General features: G+C 47.9%; 25 protein-coding genes. 4 read left to right on the top strand and 21 right to left on the bottom strand.

The features are described from left to right. Positions 1-127: 127 nt before the first annotated feature. The 5 genes from OOJ60_RS05910 to OOJ60_RS05890 all read right to left on the bottom strand — a co-directional run bounded on the left by OOJ60_RS05910 (position 128) and on the right by OOJ60_RS05890 (position 3418). On the bottom strand, positions 128-1150 hold the full coding sequence (locus tag OOJ60_RS05910; RefSeq protein WP_205612229.1) for a Gfo/Idh/MocA family protein: 1023 nt from the start codon (positions 1148-1150) through the stop codon (positions 128-130). A 10-nt stretch (positions 1151-1160) separates the two neighbouring features. Further along, positions 1161-2141, bottom strand: coding sequence for a PTS glucitol/sorbitol transporter subunit IIB (gene srlE / locus OOJ60_RS05905; protein ID WP_205612228.1), 981 nt, complete (start codon positions 2139-2141; stop codon positions 1161-1163). Then, a complete protein-coding gene (locus tag OOJ60_RS05900; protein WP_205612227.1) occupies positions 2138-2512 on the bottom strand; it encodes a PTS glucitol/sorbitol transporter subunit IIA in 375 nt (124 codons plus the stop codon). Before OOJ60_RS05900 ends, srlE begins: the two co-directional genes overlap by 4 nt. Beyond that, positions 2509-3030 carry a PTS glucitol/sorbitol transporter subunit IIC gene (srlA, locus tag OOJ60_RS05895; RefSeq protein WP_032453758.1) on the bottom strand — a complete coding sequence of 174 codons (522 nt, stop codon included), beginning with the start codon at positions 3028-3030 and terminating at the stop codon, positions 2509-2511. Before srlA ends, OOJ60_RS05900 begins: the two co-directional genes overlap by 4 nt. A gap of 112 nt (positions 3031-3142) precedes the next feature. After that, positions 3143-3418 (bottom strand): helix-turn-helix domain-containing protein, encoded by a 276-nt coding sequence (locus tag OOJ60_RS05890; protein ID WP_042288337.1) that lies wholly within the window; start codon positions 3416-3418, stop codon positions 3143-3145. A 130-nt stretch (positions 3419-3548) separates the two neighbouring features. Here OOJ60_RS05890 and OOJ60_RS05885 point away from each other — a divergent pair, with 130 nt between their 5' ends. The 3 genes from OOJ60_RS05885 to OOJ60_RS05875 all read left to right on the top strand — a co-directional run bounded on the left by OOJ60_RS05885 (position 3549) and on the right by OOJ60_RS05875 (position 5804). Next, complete coding sequence (locus OOJ60_RS05885) at positions 3549-3827, top strand: helix-turn-helix domain-containing protein (protein ID WP_042288334.1); 279 nt, start codon at positions 3549-3551, stop codon at positions 3825-3827. Between the two features lie 115 nt (positions 3828-3942). Then, positions 3943-4209, top strand: coding sequence for a helix-turn-helix domain-containing protein (locus OOJ60_RS05880; protein ID WP_042288332.1), 267 nt, complete (start codon positions 3943-3945; stop codon positions 4207-4209). 38 nt (positions 4210-4247) lie between these two features. Then, complete coding sequence (locus OOJ60_RS05875) at positions 4248-5804, top strand: hypothetical protein (protein WP_205612226.1); 1557 nt, start codon at positions 4248-4250, stop codon at positions 5802-5804. A 373-nt stretch (positions 5805-6177) separates the two neighbouring features. Here the strand turns inward: OOJ60_RS05875 and OOJ60_RS05870 are convergent, their stop codons facing one another. The 16 genes from OOJ60_RS05870 to OOJ60_RS05795 all read right to left on the bottom strand — a co-directional run bounded on the left by OOJ60_RS05870 (position 6178) and on the right by OOJ60_RS05795 (position 19339). Then, entirely contained in the window at positions 6178-8247 is a 2070-nt protein-coding gene (locus tag OOJ60_RS05870) for a DUF927 domain-containing protein (protein ID WP_205612225.1), read from the bottom strand. A 35-nt stretch (positions 8248-8282) separates the two neighbouring features. Further along, positions 8283-8498 (bottom strand): AlpA family transcriptional regulator, encoded by a 216-nt coding sequence (locus OOJ60_RS05865; protein ID WP_205612224.1) that lies wholly within the window; start codon positions 8496-8498, stop codon positions 8283-8285. Positions 8499-8947: 449 nt separating this feature from the next. Continuing rightward, entirely contained in the window at positions 8948-9157 is a 210-nt protein-coding gene (locus OOJ60_RS05860) for a KTSC domain-containing protein (RefSeq protein ID WP_205612223.1), read from the bottom strand. Next, positions 9158-10948 carry an ATP-binding protein gene (locus tag OOJ60_RS05855; protein WP_205612222.1) on the bottom strand — a complete coding sequence of 597 codons (1791 nt, stop codon included), beginning with the start codon at positions 10946-10948 and terminating at the stop codon, positions 9158-9160. Continuing rightward, on the bottom strand, positions 10941-12128 hold the full coding sequence (locus OOJ60_RS05850) for an SIR2 family protein (protein ID WP_205612221.1): 1188 nt from the start codon (positions 12126-12128) through the stop codon (positions 10941-10943). Before OOJ60_RS05850 ends, OOJ60_RS05855 begins: the two co-directional genes overlap by 8 nt. Positions 12129-12517: 389 nt before the next feature. Beyond that, complete coding sequence (locus OOJ60_RS05845) at positions 12518-13162, bottom strand: hypothetical protein (RefSeq protein ID WP_205612220.1); 645 nt, start codon at positions 13160-13162, stop codon at positions 12518-12520. A gap of 1 nt (position 13163) precedes the next feature. After that, entirely contained in the window at positions 13164-14411 is a 1248-nt protein-coding gene (locus OOJ60_RS05840) for an integrase domain-containing protein (protein WP_205612219.1), read from the bottom strand. A 210-nt stretch (positions 14412-14621) separates the two neighbouring features. After that, the gene (locus OOJ60_RS05835) at positions 14622-15446 is read right to left on the bottom strand and encodes a hypothetical protein (RefSeq protein ID WP_205612218.1); all 825 of its coding nucleotides are present in this window, start codon (positions 15444-15446) and stop codon (positions 14622-14624) included. Between the two features lie 37 nt (positions 15447-15483). Beyond that, positions 15484-16659: a site-specific integrase gene (locus OOJ60_RS05830; RefSeq protein WP_205612217.1), complete on the bottom strand. Its 1176-nt coding sequence runs from the start codon at positions 16657-16659 to the stop codon at positions 15484-15486. Next, on the bottom strand, positions 16620-16826 hold the full coding sequence (locus OOJ60_RS05825; RefSeq protein WP_012906810.1) for a hypothetical protein: 207 nt from the start codon (positions 16824-16826) through the stop codon (positions 16620-16622). The genes OOJ60_RS05830 and OOJ60_RS05825 overlap by 40 nt, the downstream gene beginning before the upstream one ends. 38 nt (positions 16827-16864) lie before the next feature. Next, positions 16865-17005: a hypothetical protein gene (locus tag OOJ60_RS05820; RefSeq protein WP_205612216.1), complete on the bottom strand. Its 141-nt coding sequence runs from the start codon at positions 17003-17005 to the stop codon at positions 16865-16867. After that, on the bottom strand, positions 17002-17256 hold the full coding sequence (locus tag OOJ60_RS05815) for a hypothetical protein (protein ID WP_205612215.1): 255 nt from the start codon (positions 17254-17256) through the stop codon (positions 17002-17004). Before OOJ60_RS05815 ends, OOJ60_RS05820 begins: the two co-directional genes overlap by 4 nt. Then, on the bottom strand, positions 17253-17426 hold the full coding sequence (locus OOJ60_RS05810) for a hypothetical protein (RefSeq protein WP_205612214.1): 174 nt from the start codon (positions 17424-17426) through the stop codon (positions 17253-17255). Before OOJ60_RS05810 ends, OOJ60_RS05815 begins: the two co-directional genes overlap by 4 nt. Further along, entirely contained in the window at positions 17414-17953 is a 540-nt protein-coding gene (locus tag OOJ60_RS05805; protein ID WP_205612213.1) for an HD family hydrolase, read from the bottom strand. The genes OOJ60_RS05810 and OOJ60_RS05805 overlap by 13 nt, the downstream gene beginning before the upstream one ends. A gap of 130 nt (positions 17954-18083) precedes the next feature. After that, positions 18084-18911, bottom strand: a complete 828-nt coding sequence (locus OOJ60_RS05800; protein ID WP_205612212.1) for a YfdQ family protein — start codon at positions 18909-18911, stop codon at positions 18084-18086. 56 nt (positions 18912-18967) lie between these two features. Continuing rightward, positions 18968-19339 carry a hypothetical protein gene (locus OOJ60_RS05795; protein ID WP_205612211.1) on the bottom strand — a complete coding sequence of 124 codons (372 nt, stop codon included), beginning with the start codon at positions 19337-19339 and terminating at the stop codon, positions 18968-18970. Positions 19340-19692: 353 nt separating this feature from the next. Between OOJ60_RS05795 and OOJ60_RS05790 the strand changes: the two genes are divergently transcribed. Further along, the gene (locus OOJ60_RS05790; protein WP_233470882.1) at positions 19693-20199 is read left to right on the top strand and encodes a hypothetical protein; all 507 of its coding nucleotides are present in this window, start codon (positions 19693-19695) and stop codon (positions 20197-20199) included. Positions 20200-20368 lie beyond the last annotated feature (169 nt).

Below are 20368 nucleotides of genomic sequence, written 5' to 3'. Positions count from 1 at the left end.
ACTAAGCAGAAACTTCTGCTTCTCGCTCAAAGCTGACCATGCTTTCAAATCATTCCTGTGCTTTGACTGGTTTGCTGGGTTAAGGGCTTTACCAGTCTGGCATAGCAGACAGGTACAGCCCTTGAAGTTATGGCTTTATCGGGCGTTCAGGTTTGCCGCTTTCCAGGCTGCGGTGCACTGCCTCACAAACCCGGCTGACCGCCAGTCCGTCCATCGCGGTGACCGGGTACGGTGCTTTATGTCTGACGGAGTGAACAAAGTCATTGATCGGGTCGATACCGAAACCGCTGGCAACGCCGTTGCGGTAGTTGATGAAATAGCTGTTGGGCGTGAGCGTCATGCCCGGCGTGGTGATTTCCAGTCCCCGATGCTGCGAGGAACTGCGGATATAGGTTGCCTCGCAGAGAATATCAATGCGCCCGTCGTTGTCTTTCGGAAAGCCTTCCGGCAGCACCCACGAGTTCTCGACCACCCACGAACTGCCGTCGCCCATCGTCAGCAGGCTTTGCACGCTGTCGAAGGTGTCGAGGCCGCATTCGACCATCAGCCGCTTCTGCCCGACGGCGTACACCGACACCACTTCCTGGCCGGAGAGGTGGCGCACCAGGTCGAAGCAGTGGGAGCCGAGAAACCACACCGGGGAGCTTGCGCCCGCCCAGTCCAGCCACTCCGTCGGCACGCTGATGACATCGTCCATGCTGATATGCCCGCGCAGGATACGCCCGGTTTCCGGCTTTTCCAGTTCAGCCTTAATGCGCATTACCGCCGGGTCCCAGCGTTTGTGGAAATCGACGCCGACCAGCAGGCCACGCTGCCGCGCCGTCTCCACGATAAGCTCACACTCGCGTACCGAGGTGGCGAGCGGCTTTTCCGCCAGCACATGTTTGCCGTGGCGCAGGGCGGTGAGGATGGATTCGGTGTGGTACGGGTCCGGTGTCGCCACCGAGAGCACGTCGATGGCTTCCTCTTCCAACAGCGTTTCCAGCCGGGTATAGCCCATGATGCCGTATGACATGGCAAGGTCATCGCAGCGCTCTGCGTCAGTGTCGCAGATGGCGACCAGCACCGTGTCCGGGTTATGGCGGTACGCGTTCATATGGTGTTTGCCGTAGATACCCGCGCCGACCACGGCGGCTCTGATTTTGTTCATCGTTGAGTCCTCAGAATAAGCCCAGGGAAAACAGCCAGCCGACTATTACCGCAAGCGGTCCGGTCAGTTGTCTCGACAGCAGAAAGGCGGGTACACCTTTTGCGATGGTCTCCGGCTTTGCCTCCTGCATCGAAAGGCCAACAGGCACGAAGTCGCAGCCGACCTGCACATTGATGGCGAACAGCGCGGGCAGGGCGAAGTCCGGAGATATCGCCCCTGCGCCAATCTGTGTGCCTATCATCACGCCAATCACCTGCGAGATGGCCGCGCCCGGTCCGAGCACCGGGGAGAGGAACGGAATGCCACAGATGAGCGACAGCAGCACCAGTCCCCACAGCGAGTTCGCCAGCGGCGTCAGGGCGTGGGCAATCAGGCTGCCGAGTGCGGTCTCCTGCACCAGGGCTATCAGTAGCGAGACAAAGGCCATAAACGGGATGACGTTGCGCAGGGACACGTCCACCGCCTCGCGGCTGGCGGCAAACAGCAGGGCGATAACGTGGCCGACGGCGGTGCCGGTCTGCTCGACCATGCGCACCAGTTTCTCCGCGCCGCGCGCAGGCGGCGGAGTGGTGGTAATGACTGGTTCCGGAGCAGGAAGTGGCTCAGGCCCGCAGTCCGGCGCTTCGGCGGTATCCACCAGAAGCAGTTGCTCCATCGTGACGCCGGAAACGTAGTTATCCTCGGTAATAAAGTGCGCCAGCGGTCCGGCCCGCCAGGTGGGCAGCACGTTGATGGTCGGGATGCCCTTCTGCGGGTACAGGCCGCAGCGCAGGGACCCGGCGCAGTTAATCACCACGCACAGGATGTCGTTATCCGGCGGGATATCGGCAAAACCGTTGACCACTTCCGATTCGGTGAGTGCGCCAATTTCTATCGCAACAGGATGGATTTCCCGCCCGGTCAGTGACAGCACCTTTTTGCCACTGGCGACGGGCAGCCACAGCCCTTTACCGTAACCGCCGGGACCGGGAGGAATAAGTACCGTGTTCATGGCCGCCCCTCCTCAATCACCAGATTGCCGTGGAGGTCACGCAGGTTTGGGACCGGGCCGGAGAGATGAACCGCGCCGACATGGCAGGGATTCAGGTCACCATTGAACACCAGCGTCAGGTGGCCGAGTTCAAACAGCGCCTGCTGTGCGCCCTTGCCAACACTGGTCACCAGATAATCATGCCCCGCCAGCATCAGGTGGTCGCCGGGGAGTATCATCAGGCTCTCTTCCCGGAACGACGGCTCCAGTGACAGCGAGTAATCGAGGCAGTCTTTCGGCCCGTTGCTGTCGAAGGTGATGAGCATTTTGTCGGTGAGGCCGTCGGCGACCAACAGCCCGATAGCGACGATACGTGCGCAGTAAATCATCATGGCGCATTCCCCCGTTTGCTGAGCCGCAGGAACAGGTACTCGGTGATAATCCCTCGGATTAAACCAATTAGCATGGCGGCAGCGATATAGCGCAGCGCCAGTGAGGTAACGGGCAGGCCGAGTGCCTTAACCCCCGCAGCCACGCCGAGCCAGACAAACAGCTCCGACGGCACCACATGGGGAAACAGGCTGGTGAGCGGATGGGCGGTGGTGCCGAGCGCATCCTCATAGCCGGGTTTGCTCTTCTCGGGTAGCAGTTTGCCTAAAGTGAGCGCGCCGGGGCTGCTCATAAAGAACCAGCCGAGCACCGGCAGCACGCCGTAGGTGAGGATGCGCGAGCGGCCGAGCAGGGCGGCGATTTTCTCTATCCGTACGGTGCCGACCAGCTTCATCAGGAAGTTGATGGCCAGCAGCAGGCAGATGAGCATCGGGATTAGCCCGGTCATCATGTCGAGGAAGATTTTGCCTGCGGCCTGGAACAGGTGGATAAAGCCTTCAGCCAGGGAGACCAGAAACATGGCGGCCTCCTGTACTCAATGCGATGGTGCATGGTTGTGGTTCGGTGTGCATAAACAACTCTCCTGTCAGGTATCGTTGGTTAATGCGTCCTGCCACTCACAGCGCGGGTCGTTATGTCCCGGAGTTGTCGGTTGTTGTCATGGGGTAAAGCGGTTTTCTGGGTTCGCGTTTGTTTCCAGTGTTGAGGTAACGGCTCGGCCAGATCTCTGACGGGTGTACCTTCAGCGCGATGGCAATCAGCCATTCACCTTTAGGCCACGGGCGCGTCAGGGTATTCGACAGCGTTGACGAGGCCAGTCCCGCTTCCCGCGACAGTTTCGCCAGACTGGTGCCGCGCTTGTGTAAGGCAGCAATGATGTCGGCGGGGTGCCAGTCTTTTTTAGTCATTCTGTTTGCCTCTCTCAGGTCTGAAAACCAGTTAAGACAATCCGTTATATATCCTTTAGGAAGTCTAAAGATAACTCATCTTAAGGAATGCTAAAGATGCTGTCAATATAACCACTAACAGGACAGGGTTATGGTTCCGAAGCGTCTTAGGATTGCGAGAGAGTTAGCCGATATGTCGCAAGAGGAATTGGCTATTGCAGCAGGCATTTCAGAAGAAACGGGCTATTCGCGAATGTCACATTACGAAAGTGGCAGGCATAAACCTAAATTCGAACTGGTTTGTCGATTTGCTGAAGTGCTCAATGTCCCTGAAGGCTACTTCTACACTCGGGATGACAGCTTCGCTGATGCAATGCTGAAACTTTACGGTGGAAAACGAGTTCAGTGGAAAAAGGTGCGCTTAAGTTAATTGGTCTTGTTAACGCTCCCTTTGATGTTATGGTTATCTATCTTTATGAAGTCTAAAGATAAAAGAACTTGAGCAATGCTAAAGATTACCGTGAAATCCTTACAGGACACACGGTATGATCCCCAAAAGACTAAAAGAAGCTCGTTTGCGAGCAAAGCTAACCCAGGAAAAGCTTGGTGTACTCGCTGGTATAGAAGAGGCTACGGCTTATTCGCGTTTGTCTCATTATGAAAATGGTACGCATAAGCCGACGTTTGAGCTGGTGTGTGAGTTTGCCAGAGTGCTGAATGTGCCGGAGTGTTATTTTTATACTGTAGACGATGGATTTGCTGAAGAAATTTTAAAACTTTACAATGAGTTATGTACCAAAAAAAATTGTTGATTTTATAACGGATTTATTCTTTTATTGATGAGGGATATATGGAAAGAATAGAAAAACTATTCTCAGATGATGAGTTTTCGTATATTTACATATTACCAGTTGAGTACCTTGATATTAACGATGTCTTTTTTTTGGGGAATGTTTCTATTTATCCAAAGGGATATTTTAAATTGTCAAAAGGATTTGATAATGTGTACTATGACTCCAATGAGCAAAAAGAAGAAGTAGAGGGTTACTTATCTGAGATTTCAAATTGTGTTACTATTGTCATAAAAGATTGTTCGTATTCTGAGTATCCCGGCAATATTGGTTCAGATAAAGAAATTCTACGTAAAGCAATAAATAAAACACGGGGGATTGTAGACTTTATAAGGTTGAGGTTTTGTGATGTTAATGATAAAAAGACGATGATAGGTCGTGTAGGACAATTGAAAAATGGAAATACTCTTTTAGCAATGGTATCCCAGCATGGACTATTTTCGAGAATTGTTAAATCTGATATTTATGGAAATGTACTAAGTTCTACGAAAGGAGTAACGATTGATGATATGACATTTTTACGCGATTTATCTATTTTTAAACCAGATATTAATATAACTGGGAATGTGGCGATGCGGTCGTTACATTTATTTTCCAATGCATTGGAAAATACTGGGAACACAGATAAATTTATAGAGTTTATGAGGTTGTTTGAATTTATTGCATATCCGCTAACTTATGAACAATTTAAAAAAGTACGTACAAAGATAGCCCAGCATCTTGTAGTTAATAGTTATGATGAAACGAGACTGGCAGAAGAGTTCAAACTTTACACAAGTGGTGACAATAATGATGGTTATCGTACGCAAATTATTCATGTAGGTAAGCAGTTAGAGGACATCCTTACTGATGATGAAATAAGTTCATTGCTAGGGCGGTTGCAATATTACATTATTAAATGCATCGATGATTTACTGACTAATTATAATAAAACATGGGATGAGTTGGACTCTTTTCGCGAAAATAAGATGCAACTTGCGCGAAAAAACAAATCAAACGAAATATTTTATTTACCATCTCGTTCAATTGTTTTAGTTGATTATGATTTCATTATTAATGAAATAGAGGAAAGTAAAGTATCGTACAGGGAGATTTATAAGGATAAAGAGTTTAAAAATCCTGGTATATATGAGATTGTATATAGATGTCATGAAAATTTACGAATTTTAAATGGAGGTTTTGAACACGATTTTATTATTTATTCATGTGGTTTTACTTGTGAAAAAAGAGAGATTCAGTTTGAATCTGGGGGGCATAAATTTTCTGGTTTTATTAAGGCTTTTACTTCAGAGGATGAGAAATACAAAGTAATAAATCATGATTCTTCTGTTTTTTTCAAAGATACTCAGTCGGAGAAATCATTGATTAAAAATCAGATTGGTTTCGTTATGAATGATGAGATATTATCGTCAGCAATACAAGATGAAATATCATCAGAAAGAAGAACCGTCAGTTTTATTAAAAATCACAATCATTCGAATATAACTAGAGTATCTTATGTTAATTCTGGTCTGGTAAGTGGGGTTTTAATAGGTTTAAAAATCTCAGAGCTTTAATTAGTTGACATATTTGATGTGATTTATAGTTAGGGAGGTATTTCATGTTCATTTAAGGGCAAGCCCGTTCCCCTTATTCTCCCTTCCTTTTAGCCTTAGCCTTTGCAGTCCCTTTTCGCCATTTTCATTCCTTCTGTTTTTGAGGTGGTACAGGTGGGACAAGTGGTACAACCGCACCAGCCGTGGCTTTGCGCTGTACCACCTGAAAAATGCCAGTCTGAAAAGTGGGACAGATTCAGCAACGGCTGTCCCACCCTGTACCACTTTTTTTAAACCAAATTCTCTAAGATGGGACGCTGTAACCCGCGCCAGCTCTGCGTGTACCACTTGTCCCACCCTGTACCACCTTTTTTTAAGACACTCGAGACTGCACTCAGATACTGAGGATGCGGGAGGTAAGACGGTAGACTCTGGCTTTGCCGATCTCCGGCAGGCGAACCTGCGACTGGTATTTCCTGTCGCTGCCGGACAGCAGGCATTCTGCTTCCAGACATAATCTCGCCGCTCTGGCGGGACTGAAGCCCCGGCACATTTCCCGCCAGCCCTCCGGCAGGATGTGAAACAGAGTGTGCTCTTCACCCGTCAGCGGATCTTTTTCCACCCGGCGAAAGCCTGCCATATTCAGCGGGCGGTCTGGGCCATCCCACGAGGCAAAACGGCTGTACTGGTGCGCGGTGATGAACCGCTTGATTTGCGCCAGTACGCCTTCATCCTCCTGGTTGGCAATATGGCCGCGTTCGTTCAGCCAGGCGTGCAGGCAGACCTGCACCGCCTGATATGCTGTGCCTTCCTCCCAGCCCGTGATGCCGTGCAGCGTCGCCATCTCTCCGGCCACCGCCAGCAGCGCAAAACGGGCCACGATGCGCTGCACCTGGTTTCCGGCATTCTCCGGCATCAGGGCGGTCTGGTAACGGCGAAGTAACTCTCTTGCCAGCGTGGTGCTGGCGTCCATGTCGCGGGTGAGGAAGGTCAGCCAGGCACGAAAGGCGGTGCCGTGAAAGCGGGCCACCCGGTCGCAGAGGGCATCGGCGAACTGCTGGCCGCTGGCAAAACCGTGTAGCTGCTCAAACGCACCATGCTGTCCGGTGTCGCTGGGGATTTGTACCATGCGCACGTCCATCCCGGCGTAGAGGCGCTCCCCGGCGCGTTCGGTATGTTCCGCCAGCGACAATTCCCCGGTGGAGAACAGCAGCAGCGTCCAGTGCCTGCGGTTACGCACTTCGCCATCGGTACGTGCACGCCCCTTGCCCTGGCCGTTCGCCAGCATATAGGCAATCATCCCGGCTTCACGCGGGTCCACTTCGCGCAGTTCATCGAGCGGCAGCAGGGCATCATTGTGGCGGCTGGCAATTCCTTCCAGCGCATTCCCGGTGGCCCGCCAGGAGTGCCAGTAATCCGTCCCGCCACAGACTGAGGCGGCCATCTTCATTACCGTGGTTTTACCGTCGGTGGACTCACCGCGCAGATGAAAGCCTCCGCCACCCGTTCCGGTCAGGCGCAGCAGCGGGGCGGCCAGCGCACAACAGACGGCAAAGACCAGCCGTGAATTGCCTGCACAGAGTGCGGCGACCTGCTCCTGCCATTCCGCCAGCGTACCGGCCTGCGCAAAGCCGCCGGTCAGGTAGTGACTGCCCTGAAGGATGACATTGTCGTCACCGGGACCGATAACCTCATCCGGCAGCACGTACACGCCGTTGTGCCAGCCGGTTTTCTCCACGCAGGTGACCCGGCGTCCGGGGAGTGACCGTGAGATGTATTCACATAACAGGCTGCGCAGGGCGGGGCGGGTGGAGATGTAGGTCAGGCCATTCTCCAGCAGAATGCGCCTCAGCTCCTCGCCGTTGCCGCTGAGCATCGCCATTGGCATGGCCCAGCGCCGCAATTGCCCGGTGGTGGTGTGCCATTCCAGCAGGCGGCCATAGCTGCCGTCATGATTGTTGCAGGTGATGGCAGTGACACGCAGAGGGGAGCAGATGCGCTGGGGCTGGACGTCGCTTTCGCCGTCGCGCCGTTCGGTCAGCTTGTCAAACCACAGTGCCTCTTCATCGAGACGGAAGTTATCCGGCAGGATGTCGGAAGGCCTTTCCTGTCGCAGGCGTTCAAGCTGATCGCTCCAGCTCTCCAGTAACTCACCGTCAGGGGTCATCAGCCGGGCCATCTGCACACCTACGTGCGCCAGTTTTACGGCGATTTTCAGCATGTCTTCTTCGCGGATATCGCCAGTGCGGAGTACCCGGACGTAGAGCGTGTCGGGCCTGATAATGGTCAGGTTGTCCAGATCGGCCAGTTCATCCGGGCCGAGTACCACCGGGGGAACATCATCTTCCCGGTCGGGATCTTTTCGCCACACGCGTGAGGTTTCCCATGCCAGGCTTCCGGCAAGGATCACCACTTCGAGCGTGCGGTCCAGAGACTGCTTACAGAGAAAGGGCGCGCGTTTCATGATGGGGTATCGGTCGCCTCATCCCTGAGCGTGGATTAACGGATGGCAGTAAGGCGCTGCTGCCACTGGCGGATTTCAGCGGCATCGAAGACCACCAGTCGGGAAGAAAGGTGGACGGGGCGGGGAAAGTCGGTGTTTTTAATCAGACGGTAAACGGATGATTCACTCATTGCCAGAAACTGGACCACCTGCCGCATACGCACATTGCCGCTTTCGGGAAAAGCATCGTTACTGTCAGCACGGGTTTTCATGATTGCACCTCACGGGAACAGAGTGTCGGAGCGGTTATAGCGCGGAACGGGAAGGGGGAGTATAGGTCCGGGTGAAAAATCAGAGTCCGGATAGAAAGTAATGAGTCCCTTAATAGTAAGCCTGAACTTAATTTATTGAAAATAAGACAATTATTTTATAATTTCTCAATCTGGTACCTATATGTTTAGGTTAACGTATGATTACGCACGTCTACGGATACTTCATAATATTTGACGCCACTTCACGAACTGTTAAGAGCGAGGAATTGGTCTACAAGTATAAGTGTGATGCAAGGCCATGCATACGAAGCATGGCCTTGCATCCAAAACCCTGAACAACCATATGATAATACGTGCTGGCACAATCTACGTATTATCATACCCCAGCTTAAAAACCTCCTAAAAGTCTAGTTATATGGTGTAAATAACATTGCGTGAATATTAGTTCGTTAAATTTTTTGAGTAGGATAAATATTCCTAATGTTGTGGCTAAAAAAAGAACCAATAGAGTCTGCATTCATTAAGTCTGTGTAAATATTTTCGGTAACATTATAATATTGATAAATGCCACCATGATTAAATTCAATCTCAAGGGTCTGATTTGAAACATCGTATCCAACCGATGCTAAATTAGATGAATTAACAGCTAACCGTTCCATTTATTTATCCTCTCTCATTGGTTTGTTTAAACGCCATGCTTCTATTAATTTTGAGTAATTTTTAACTGGATCTCTAGATTTTGACCATGATTTGCTAACATCAGGATCTTGGCTATCTGGGTAATGTCCATCTGGAGGTAATTTGAATTTACATCGTGAAGGTAATTTTGCTGCTTCTCCAATAATAATAGCTTCTCCTGTTCTTAGTATAGGTAACGAATCGATAAGAGAACTTAATCCATCAGACATGGCTGCCTTTACCTTAGAACGGTCACTGGAATTTGTTAATCTCAACGCAAAAAGAGTTCCACATTGTGATAGTATTGTATCATCAACTTCGGACGGTCTTTGACTGATGATCATTAAACCGACACCAAACTTTCTTCCTTCTTTAGCAACTCTTTGTACTAAACTTTTTGTAAGACCATCATCATGGTTTGAAAGATAACGATGAGCTTCCTCAAGAACGAAAAGAACAGGATTTTTCTTTAATCCAGAACTCAAATTTCTTCCCCATAGAGATGCTTCAAAGACAATACTCATAATTGAACCTAAAAGCATATCCAACTGATTCGAAGGCATACCGGATAAATCTAAAATAGAAATTGGTTTATCGTGGTTTAACCACTCATTCAATAATTGGTCAAGGTCATTAGCAACTTTTCCATTCTCATCAGGAGTATAACCATCAGGAGAAAGGAAAAAAGAATATTGACTATCAAGTAACCTGGCCTTCATGAGATTTAATTGCTTTGTTAGAACATTATTACCTTTTTTGAAAGGAGGGTTACTCGCCGTTCCCGGTGGAATGAATTTGGGAGGTGCAAGAGTCAGTGGATCACCTTTAATATTATCTTTATACGCCGGGTTAATAAACTCTTTTTCCGAATATGTGACCGTATCATCGAAAACGAATTTGTACCATAATTTATTTAAGTTATAAGGAAGGGGAGTGAAAGATGTAATTTTACTTTCGTTTATATATTCTATTCCATTAGATTTAAGAGATTCTTTTTTACATTCAGTAATGAATTCAATCATGGAATTCTTACTCGTTTCGTTTATATTTCCACATAAAAAATCTATGAGTTTCTCTGTAGGAAGTGCCCAAAAAGGAATATTTAATTTATGTTCACCATTAGATGGTTCGACTGAGAATACTTTCGAAATATCTTTTAGCGCTGAAGAATATTCGCCATGCATATCAACTAATAGTATTCTTGCCGAGTTATTATCTTTATCATTTAATTTACAAATTGAGCGTAATAGTCCGGATACACTTGTTGACTTTCCTGAACCGGTTGACCCAACAACAGCAGAATGTCTGGTTACAAGTTTATCTATATCTAAATTAACATCTATGCTTTCTGAACTTGCTAGCTTTCCTACTGTAACCAAGTTTTCACTTTTAGAACCATATACAACTTTTAAATCTGAATCTAAAACCATATGAACATCATCACCAACCGAAGGATATTGGCTAATTCCTCGATCAAAAAAACCACATGAACTCTCTCCAATTAATTCAACAATAATAGTCCTATTATCCGAAGATACATTTTCATCATAATCAATGATGGAGTTTTCATTGCTAGAACCGACAACACCATATAAATCATTATAGCCTTGGGGGATCCTTACAAAGCTTCCAACTTGACCGACTTTATGTGTTCTACCTTCAAGCACTAATAGGCCAGAGTTAACTTTTTGAGAAAGTCTGATTGTAACCGATGAGCTAGAAATCGATATTATAACACCAATAGATGTTGAAGCCATTAGTACTTTACTCATCGTTACTATCCTCGGACTTACTTTCAAATATCATTGGTGAAGAGGATACTTCACCACCAGCAATTGCTAAAAATCTCGCAAGCCCTTTAAAATCTCCTAATATAAATTCTTTTTTTTCATTCAAATACTCTTTCCTAACATAATCCCAGTTTTTACTAGGGAGTTCTCCGGTTTTCCATAATGCACTAATTGTATTAATTACTGCACCATCTCTACAATAAATACTAAGGTTTGGTGTCCTCTTAGCTAAATCAGTAGCGTAGATCTCTTCTTCAATTGTTTTGTATTGGAATGCTATTACTGCGCTGGTAGGGTTGGCAGAAAGACATTCACTTATTTTTGATGATATATGAGCATCAGCAAAGGAAAAACCAGTCGTTATTAGTAAAGTATCTGGCTCCATTATAAAGTTTTTGAGTCTTTCAAATAATGCAGAGAACGGAGCTGCTTGTGTTTGAGAGTACTTTATGTGTGAGGGGTAAACCATATTAGATACTTCGCATTCTGGAATTCTAGTTATTTGCCCATTTGATCTCATTGTCCACCCAATGGAGCCATGTAGTTTCCATAACCTTACCCACCTGGGGGGTAGATCATTTGTTGATATACTTGCAGGATCAAAAAAAGAGTATCTGGAACCTGTAAATCCATCGAAAAAAGGCGTTTGGGAGCGTTCTAAAGCATCTTCGCAGAGTAAGTCATAGTTGGTTGTAAATATTTCCACTCCGTAATTTCTATTAATGCCGTTTATCCATGATATTAATTCACTATAGGGATTTTGGCCATCAGGAAGCGGTTTGCTGACAACTTCTTTAATTTTTGAACATATTGCTAGCTCTAACTTTTTATATGTTTCAGCATTTCCACCATGTACACTGTGTTCACCTATTATATCCGCTAAAGTTCTTACATCCGATAATATTTTCTCTAGATTATTTTTGCTTGGAGATTCTTCTAGAGTTTCAAATATAGTTAGTAAATCTCTTGGAAGAGATTCTTTCACATGTTTGGTCAACCCTTCAATGTTTGGTATTAATGGTTCATATTGTTCATTTTTGCTAATATTGATGCTTACAGGTGCTCCTGCTCCTATGAGAATTCCAATTTTTTTCTTACCGTTTGTTACGAGTTGGCGGAAATCAAACATGTATGTATCAGGGTTATGAACAGACGCACTCATTTTAATTCCATTAAATAGTGTTTGTTTAGAATGTGGATACGTTGCCCCACCATATCCCATTAGTTCTACTTGTTGTTCATCTCTGGCAGAACGATGGAATGCCCTTTTGCCTTCATTCTTTTCTACGTGCGCTAAAGCGGATAGAGGACAACCCGCTTCATTCTTTGCTGTGTCTGCTAAAGAACGAAGGCCATGACAGCTAAAATACCATCATATCAAATTAACTTTAAAGCAATATTTGCGACGAAGCATTTTAAGCTGTTCCCTTTTGATTAATGCAACGTTATGTTATTAACTTCCATTTCTGTGATAAATATCACAACACTCCCTGTATGTTCGGAATATCGAGTCTTGTCGATTCGCAAAACTCCGTCGCAATTAACAGCCACCTACAATTCCTTCTCCCGCCCCATCTTCAACACCTCATAAAACGTCCCCCGGCCAAGCCCATCTGACGGTAATTCCCGTTCCTGTGCCAGCGCTCTCAGCTTTCGAAGTATCCCATCCGAAGCCGGTTTATCAGACGTCCCATAACGCCCGTCAGTCTCCTCAACCAGAAGCTGAACTAGCAGCCAGCAGAGTCGGGCAGTATTCTCCCGTGCCTTGTCGCGCTTATGTATCCCACGCTGGGAAGGTTGTGCTGAAGTAGTGAGATCCGGTAGCGCGTCGTCGCCGAGCGTCTTCAGCCACTTGCGGCCACGGCTATTACGCGACAGTTTCATCACCGCCTTCAGGCTACGGTCTTTTACTTCTGGCGGCGTCAGTTCGTCATCAATAAGCCGCCAGGCCAGGGCAAACATCTCATCGGCATAGAACATGCGCTTGTTCGCCGGGGCACTGAGCATGCCTGTTGCCTTAATGGTCCGGCTGATGGCGTCGTGCAGGATACGGTAATTTTCCTGATGTTCTTCCGGCAGGGCGTTTGCAGGTTGGGAAGCATCGAGGCCGAGAAGCAGGAGGGCAAGATGCCGCGCTTCCAGCAGCGGCATATCGCATTCCCGTTCAAACAGATTCTGACGAATGGGACTGGTCACATTATTCTCCTTCCACGATTTGCAGCGGTTCTTCTTCGCCGATCAATGCTTGCCGTCTGGCAGCATCAACGTAGTTTCCCCACCATTGCATGAGCGGCCGCCTTTGTTCCAGATAGTCGCTGCGGTTGTAGGCCGCTTCGATTTCGTCTTCTTTCTGGTGCGCCAGCGCGGATTCCAGTACTTCACGGGGAAAATGACCTGCCCCCGCCGTTCTGGCGATGCTGCGCATGCCGTGGGCGACCAGCTCACCGCCAAACCCCATTCGGATAAGTGCGGCGTTCGCGGTTTGCTGGTGCATGTGCTCCAGTGGTTTGCGGATGCTGGGGAAAACCCACGGGCGATGGCGGCTGACGGGCTCCATGATCTGAAGAACGCGCAGCGCTTGTTTGCTGAGCGGCACCGTGTGCGAACGGTTCATCTTCATAAAGGTGTCAGGGATGCGCCATTCCGCTTTTTTCATATCGATGTCGCACCAGCGGGCGCTGACGGCCTCGCCGGGGCGAACCCAGGTCAGTAGCTCCCATTCGATAAGGCAGCGGGTTTCCTTGCGGATAGAGGCGTTCTGTAGCGCCAGCATTAGCCTGCCCAGTTCGCTGGGGTGAAGGGCGGGCATGTTCTGCTTTTTCGGTTTCTTGAAGCGGGCGACCAGGTTGTCAGCCGGATTGAACTCGATGAGCTCTTCGGAGATGGCGAAGCGGAAGATTTCATTGAGTCGTGAAATGACTCGTCGCAGTGTTTCGAGGATGCCTTGTTCTTCCAGAGGTGTGAGGTGCTCCTTGAGCATCTTAGGGCGGATCTCGGTGACGGGCGTGTTACCCAGAGAAGGGAAGACGTGCATCTCCAACGAGCGCCAGATATCTTTGGCGTGATCTTCGCTAAGATCGCTGGTCCGTTTCTTCTCTTTGAGCCACTGTTCCGCAACTTTTTCCAGCGTGCATTCATTCTGAATGCGTTTTTCTTCAGCTATCCCTGCTAAGTGTTGACGGGGATCGATGCCCTGCCAGAGCAGTCGTCTGTATTTCGTGCGAGTTTCGCGAGCCATGGCCAGTGTAACGACCGGGTAAGCGCCAAGGCTGGTTTTGGTGCGCTTTTTGGTGACGGGATGATAATACTCGAAATGCCAGGCCTTCCTCCCTGAAGTCTTAACCAGCAAGTACAGGCCTTCACCGTCCCGTAGCTCATAATCCGTGCTACGGGGCTTCGCGCCAGCGATCTCCACATTTGTTAAGGGTTTCAGCTGCTTAGGCATGTTTTAGCACCACGCTTTTTTAGCCCCACGATACCGTGGTGCTAAACATGGTGCCAAAAGGTTAAGATTCATACAGAGATCATGACCACACATGCAACAAAAAAGCCTGCAACTCGTTGAAGTTACAGGCTTTTTTAAGGTTCATAATGCATCATGAATGAATGTTTGGTGGAGCTGGCGGGAGTTGAACCCGTGTCCGAAATATTGTAACTATTTGTTTTTATTGTAATCGTGTTCATTTATAAAATCTGCGTAGCTTTTGCGTATCCTCTGACGTATAGCAGCAGTCCTACTTTTATTGAGCTTTTTAAACGTAAAGCTTGCAACATACTCAATTAATCCATTAAAAGTCTGCGAGTCGACCAATGCGACTTCGGTCTCAAATAATTCAACAATATGTTTACCACCAATGTCTTGATATTTTATTTCTAACGTTGGTCCTTTGGTTTTATTAATATCGATTTGACCTTTAAGGTTTAGCATTATATCGTTCATTAAAAAGACTAAGGAAAGTGTTTGGAATTTAAGCTCAGCCTCTGTTTTTTCTACACTGTATGGTAAAAAACATTGGATGAGTTCACTTTTCTTATTAATTATATGAGTATTCATTCGGAGGGTGCTTCTTGAATAAAAGATTAGGTCGTTGTCACTTTCTTCAAAGTGATAATTAAATAAAAATCTAGATGGGTCGACTGGAGCTTCAGTAGAATTTAATTTATATAACCTCTGCTGAAGATATTGTGCATATTCTTGGTGGTTAAAAATCCATTTATACTCGATGTTTACGGCAGCACCTAATCCCGGATTTATGACATTGATTTTATATTCGTTATAAGTATTCCTATTTAAAATGTCTGAATCAAAGTTGTTTTTTAAATTGCATTTGCCTTTGAAGTGAAAATTTTGTGGTATGATCTGTGGTCTATACATACTTCTTCTCTGCATTATAGCTTGATAAATACCACAAGCTGCAAGAAATGCTGATATCATTGCAGCAATGCTGGAAACTACAGCTATCCATCGATCTAAAGTCATAATAAAATCTCTGCCTAAAAGAGACAGAGATTATTTGTTATTTTTTGATTATTTTCAATGCCCTTGCAGATGTGTTGTTATCGTAATCCTTTAGATATCTACCATAGTGCCTGAACAGCATTTCGGGGCCTTTATGTCCCATTTGAGTAGCTAGCCAGAATAGGTTGGCTCCGCGACTGATATGACTCGTGGCGAAGGTATGCCTTGTCTGATATGGGTTACGGTAGCGGATGCCTGCTTTTCGTAGAGTTGGCACCCATGCTTTTTTTCTTATCGCATCAGCACTTGCCCACGGCTTATTGGTCTTTGGATCTTCAAAGACAGTAGCCTCCTTCATGAACGTGAACGATTTCTGATTTATCAGAGCCGATATTGCTTCATCTGTCAGTTCAACTTTTCGAGTACCTGCTTTTGTCTTGGTCCCCTTGATCACACCAACAACACTGGCGCTCTGGACGTGGGCTGTCTTCCCTACAAAGTCAATATCACCCCAACCAAGAGCACACAGTTCAGAACTACGAAGCCCGGTTTGGATCGCGAACCTGAAAAGATTCTCCCACTGCTTATTGCCAGCAGCGGAGAGCAAAGCGTCTACTTCTGCTGGTGATAGCGGATCAACCACATAACTACTTTCTGCCGCTGATTTATCACTTTGGTACCGTGAGGCTGTTACCAGTGATACAGGGTTAATCTGAAGTACACCATCCGTCACAGCTTCATCCAACGCAGAACGCAGGAATGACAACTGGTTTCGGATGGTCTTCAATGTCGTTTTCTGGTTCTGGATCCATGTCTTCAATGCGGCCGGCGTCAACTCACTTGCAGGAAAAATATGAAGTGATGACAACGCGCTTCGGCATTTCTTGTACCCGCCTATTGTTGAAGGGGAAAGCTTCCTCGTTTCGCAGATCACCAGATACTCGTCCAGATACATCTTCACAGTTTTGCCAGCGGCAGCGTTGCCGAAGATTTTTAGGCGGGTAGAACGGGGAAAGTATTCCGCATAAACAAATGTTCCCCTTTCTATCTTGTTGTGGATTTCGCCGAGTGTGCGCTCGGCGTATTTGATATTTTTAGGGGTTACGTCCAGATTAGAAAGAGGCTCACGGCATTTCACCCCTTTATATGTAAAAGTAATATTGATGGTTTGACCGTTGCGATGTTTCCTGATGGTTACGCCGCGCGGGAGTTTAGGCGATTCTGTCTGGCCCATTTTGCAACCTCACTAAGATCTATCCATCTCTCCTTAACGCCTTCGACTTTCAGCACTTGAACCCCTTCACGCCACACACCACGCTGTACGCGCTTGTTGATCGCATCAGGAGTTTCACCAGTCTCTTTGCAATAAGTTGAAATAGGTACACAATCGAGGCTCAGCATAAATTTCTCCATTGCCCGGCTGCACCCGGGTAGTAATATTAAATATCAGCGTTGCTGGTCGGAATCAACTTCTGCCAGATTGCGTCCACGTTTTTTGCTTGGTGGCGCGCATGTATTGACACCCCACTACCTGCGCGAACCGAAGCTTCATATAATGTGCGTTTGTCGATGTTGCTCATTGGGCTGCTCCCGAGCGAACGGTCCGTAAAAGTTGGTTGAACATCAGCGTTAGGGTGTTACTGCAACCAAAAGGCAGGTCATTAACGCGGTATGTTGGTACACCTTCACGGACGCCAGACTTCACTATTCGCCCGGTGGTATAGAGTTGAGACAGTGCGCCGGCAACAGCCGGTGTCCTTCTATTCATGCCTCTGGCAATTTCACCGCTGGTGGTATTGGGATGGGCCTGAATGTATTCGAGTATGGTCATTGAGCCTTACCTTTCAGTTGATCTAACTGAGCTAACGACTCAGTTAATGCGGCATATGTGGCTTCGAGTCTTGTTGCTACTTCTTTCATGATCCGCGCATGCTTTGCTGGTAATTCCGGTACGGAGGCATGAGCTTCCGCAACGAGTTCCGTTATTTTCAGGCGGCGCATTGGCGCAGCTCCATCAACTCATTGAACCGGTTAATGAACAGCCCGAAAGCCTGGCCGGGGCGCAGAGGGTGGATTTCAAACAAATCTGTCGGCGGTATGCCTTCCAGCATCACCCATGGGATACTGTCGTCGATGTCCAGATCACGGCGTTCGGTTGCCAGCATGGTAAGGTCGGCGTATTTCACAACGGACGATTCTTCAAGGGGCAGGTCGAACTTCAGACGAATGAGCTGATCAGTACGCTTCTCGATCTGCCGGTAGTCGGGCAGCAGAGCTTTGAGCGGGGCGGGGATGTCCTGGCAATATGCTTCTGCGGCGTCATGCATCAGCGCTTCAAAGGCAAACTCTGGCGACACTATTTGGCTGCACAAAACGGAATGCTGGGCCACGCTGTAGAACTCCGGCAGGTGTCCTGCGAAACGGCAGATATTTGAAAGCGCCCCGGCAATATCTTCGACATCAATATCGTCAATGGTGGAGTTAATGTAATCGAACTGCTTACCGGAAAGTGTCTGGATAAAACTCACGTTATTTCTCCTTAATTGGTGCGCTGCACCGCACAATTTTTGGTTGCACGAATCCCTCGCCGAAAGGCGATAAATAAAGGAATTACGCTTCAATAAATCCCCGCGGCGCCGGGGATTTAATGCAGAGCAATTACGCTTTGAAGTTGCCGATAAATGTTTCTACTGATTCACCGTCGAATTTACTGATTAGCAGATCGCGGAATTCGGTGGCGATGGCTTCTTCCTGGGCCTCCAACTGGACGATACGCAGAACAAAGCAAGGTTCATCGCTGGCCAGCAGGCTGTTACGCAAACTAAAGCGGCGCTCGCCAAGCCCTTCGTACGGTACGCACTTAAACTCAAAGGCCACTGGCATCACGTCTTTGCTGCTGGCTTCAACGCTTTGCATGAGTGAACGTTTACCCGCGAAGTCACCAGTTTCATGATCCTGCTGGGTTGCCTGCTGAATGGTGATACGACGAACGGCCTGCGCAGCCTGGGAAATCTGCATCGCATTGCCATCAGCATCGAACGCCAGCAGATAATCACTCCAGTCTTCCAGCCATTCGGCGATTTGCTTTTGCTTCAGGCGTTGACCATCGATCTGCAATAGCGCGCGGAACGGGGCTGTTTTCTTCAGGGTGATTGCTGCAACGTTATCGGCATGTCCTGGATTGTCCAGGGACCCAATATTGAAAACCGATCGGGCGGTCATGTTGTCAGCGTCAATAAAACAACGGGCGGGTTCTGCGGCGCTGGCGTAGCCCTTCGAGTAACGAGCGAAGTCGTCAATGCTGGTCGTGGTCATTGCGCCGCGGAAGCGGAAACGCTCCAGAGAAAAACGCTCGAGGCTTTCAACGCTGGTTCCTTCGGGCAGCAAAGCGGTAGGGCATGCCAGACCGTGAATATCATTCAGGTGATAGCCAGAAAGGACCAGGTCTTTTACCTGCTTAAATGTACCGCTGTCTAATTGAGACATAAAAATTCCTTATTAACATATGATCGAAGTGGTATCAGTGAATTTGTTGCTGCGGATCACTGAGCCGCTTTAAGCTTTCCGTCCACCGTGCCGGTGATCCCGAATAGCTGCCCCTGATCTTCCTGCAGGATGGTAAGTTTCCCGCCTTTGTTAACCCACATTGGGGTTTCGGTGGTGTCCTCTTCGGAGGCTTTACCACGCGGCGTCGGGGTGATGTAGTTCAGCTTGTGCTTAATCTTGACGCGCTTCTCTTCAACGGAATTACCCATACGCTCAAAATCAAAAGTCAGGACAACCTTGCCTTTATTGCCGTTGTTCAGAACACCCAGCGAGGTGGTATTAAGCGCGGCGGCGATTTTGTTCATGAACACGCCGGCATCCAGCTCGCCCAGAAATTCGGGCACAACGGTCATGCGATCATTGCTCATAGCATTTCCTCTCGGTTAAGCGGCTGCCGCCGCTGTAAGTTTCTCCATACACAACAGAGAAGGGCACCTGCATTGGTCGGCAATTGCAATTGCCATCCTCTTGCCCGGGTGGATTGGGTTATGAGCCCGTCGCCTGGTGATGCCCTTGTCTGTTGTGTAAAAAGGGCGGTACCGAGGTAGAACATTATCTTCGTCCCCCTTTCATAAGGTTGAAGACCCTGATACCGCCAAGACTACACACAGCAATCTATTGCCTGTCTTTTCACCACATCAGGCTCGGTGGATCCTGCTATTCCCCAACAACAAGGATTCGGTTAATCTGGATATCCCCAACAAGAAGAAGAGTATTCAATGTGATCGCTGAACTATCAGCGGCAATGGCCGCTATAAAGGAGACTGCAGGTCTCGCTAAAATTATCAATGACGCGAAAACGGATGCTGAAGTTAAAGCGGCAACAATTGAACTCCAGAGCAAACTGATTACACTGCAGGCAGAGTGTTTTTCTCTCGGAGACGCTATTAGAGCAAAGGAAGATGAAGCTGCTCTTTTACGTTCTAGGCTTGCTGTTTTAGAGGATTTTGAGAAAGCTACGCAGGAATATTCGATATTGAAAACCCCCGGAGGAACGCTTGTATACTCAGCATTAATAGATGGAAGTAATGATCAATTTACTATTAATGCTTGTCCCCGTTGTTTCCAGCAAAGCCAGTTGTCAATACTTCAGCCAAGTCCAACCACTCATTCTATGGGCGGGTATTTCATTCATTATTGTCCATTGTGTAAAAGTGAATTCAAAATGGATAAAGTTCCGCCCATGCCGCCAGTTCAGGTGCCACGTCGACTTAGACGACCTTTCTAGAAATTTGTTGGTAATATCCAGATTGTTAAAGAGCGAAGCGTCCAATGGGCGCTTTTTTGTTGTTTGCGAATCATCCGGTCATTCATGCGCCACCGGCGGCTACTTCATGGGCGTCCTGCCTGTTCGCTATCGACAAATACAATGTAGGATAACTTACACCGACAGGTCA

Origin of the sequence: Citrobacter sp. R4 (assembly GCF_026719175.1) — a bacterium.
GTDB lineage: Bacteria > Pseudomonadota > Gammaproteobacteria > Enterobacterales > Enterobacteriaceae > Citrobacter_A > Citrobacter_A sedlakii.
Note: the sequence above shows the minus strand (reverse complement) of the source record. Positions and strands in the feature narration are given on the sequence as shown.

Excerpts from the sequence above, each read along its gene's own strand:
- OOJ60_RS05870 (WP_205612225.1), bottom strand. The coding sequence starts at position 8,247 with ATGAAACGCGCGCCCTTTCTCTGTAAGCAGTCTCTGGACCGCACGCTC.
- OOJ60_RS05795 (WP_205612211.1), bottom strand. The coding sequence starts at position 19,339 with ATGAGCAATGATCGCATGACCGTTGTGCCCGAATTTCTGGGCGAGCTG.
- srlA (WP_032453758.1), bottom strand. The coding sequence starts at position 3,030 with ATGTTTCTGGTCTCCCTGGCTGAAGGCTTTATCCACCTGTTCCAGGCC.
- OOJ60_RS05840 (WP_205612219.1), bottom strand. The coding sequence starts at position 14,411 with ATGCCTAAGCAGCTGAAACCCTTAACAAATGTGGAGATCGCTGGCGCG.
- OOJ60_RS05880 (WP_042288332.1), top strand. The coding sequence starts at position 3,943 with ATGATCCCCAAAAGACTAAAAGAAGCTCGTTTGCGAGCAAAGCTAACC.
- OOJ60_RS05835 (WP_205612218.1), bottom strand. The coding sequence starts at position 15,446 with ATGACTTTAGATCGATGGATAGCTGTAGTTTCCAGCATTGCTGCAATG.
- OOJ60_RS05800 (WP_205612212.1), bottom strand. The coding sequence starts at position 18,911 with ATGTCTCAATTAGACAGCGGTACATTTAAGCAGGTAAAAGACCTGGTC.
- OOJ60_RS05860 (WP_205612223.1), bottom strand. The coding sequence starts at position 9,157 with ATGGAACGGTTAGCTGTTAATTCATCTAATTTAGCATCGGTTGGATAC.
- OOJ60_RS05855 (WP_205612222.1), bottom strand. The coding sequence starts at position 10,948 with ATGAGTAAAGTACTAATGGCTTCAACATCTATTGGTGTTATAATATCG.
- OOJ60_RS05890 (WP_042288337.1), bottom strand. The coding sequence starts at position 3,418 with ATGACTAAAAAAGACTGGCACCCCGCCGACATCATTGCTGCCTTACAC.
- OOJ60_RS05825 (WP_012906810.1), bottom strand. The coding sequence starts at position 16,826 with ATGCTGAGCCTCGATTGTGTACCTATTTCAACTTATTGCAAAGAGACT.
- OOJ60_RS05865 (WP_205612224.1), bottom strand. The coding sequence starts at position 8,498 with ATGAAAACCCGTGCTGACAGTAACGATGCTTTTCCCGAAAGCGGCAAT.
- OOJ60_RS05820 (WP_205612216.1), bottom strand. The coding sequence starts at position 17,005 with ATGAGCAACATCGACAAACGCACATTATATGAAGCTTCGGTTCGCGCA.
- srlE (WP_205612228.1), bottom strand. The coding sequence starts at position 2,141 with ATGAACACGGTACTTATTCCTCCCGGTCCCGGCGGTTACGGTAAAGGG.
- OOJ60_RS05815 (WP_205612215.1), bottom strand. The coding sequence starts at position 17,256 with ATGACCATACTCGAATACATTCAGGCCCATCCCAATACCACCAGCGGT.
- OOJ60_RS05850 (WP_205612221.1), bottom strand. The coding sequence starts at position 12,128 with ATGAGTGCGTCTGTTCATAACCCTGATACATACATGTTTGATTTCCGC.
- OOJ60_RS05910 (WP_205612229.1), bottom strand. The coding sequence starts at position 1,150 with ATGAACAAAATCAGAGCCGCCGTGGTCGGCGCGGGTATCTACGGCAAA.
- OOJ60_RS05900 (WP_205612227.1), bottom strand. The coding sequence starts at position 2,512 with ATGATGATTTACTGCGCACGTATCGTCGCTATCGGGCTGTTGGTCGCC.
- OOJ60_RS05810 (WP_205612214.1), bottom strand. The coding sequence starts at position 17,426 with ATGCGCCGCCTGAAAATAACGGAACTCGTTGCGGAAGCTCATGCCTCC.
- OOJ60_RS05885 (WP_042288334.1), top strand. The coding sequence starts at position 3,549 with ATGGTTCCGAAGCGTCTTAGGATTGCGAGAGAGTTAGCCGATATGTCG.
- OOJ60_RS05875 (WP_205612226.1), top strand. The coding sequence starts at position 4,248 with ATGGAAAGAATAGAAAAACTATTCTCAGATGATGAGTTTTCGTATATT.
- OOJ60_RS05830 (WP_205612217.1), bottom strand. The coding sequence starts at position 16,659 with ATGGGCCAGACAGAATCGCCTAAACTCCCGCGCGGCGTAACCATCAGG.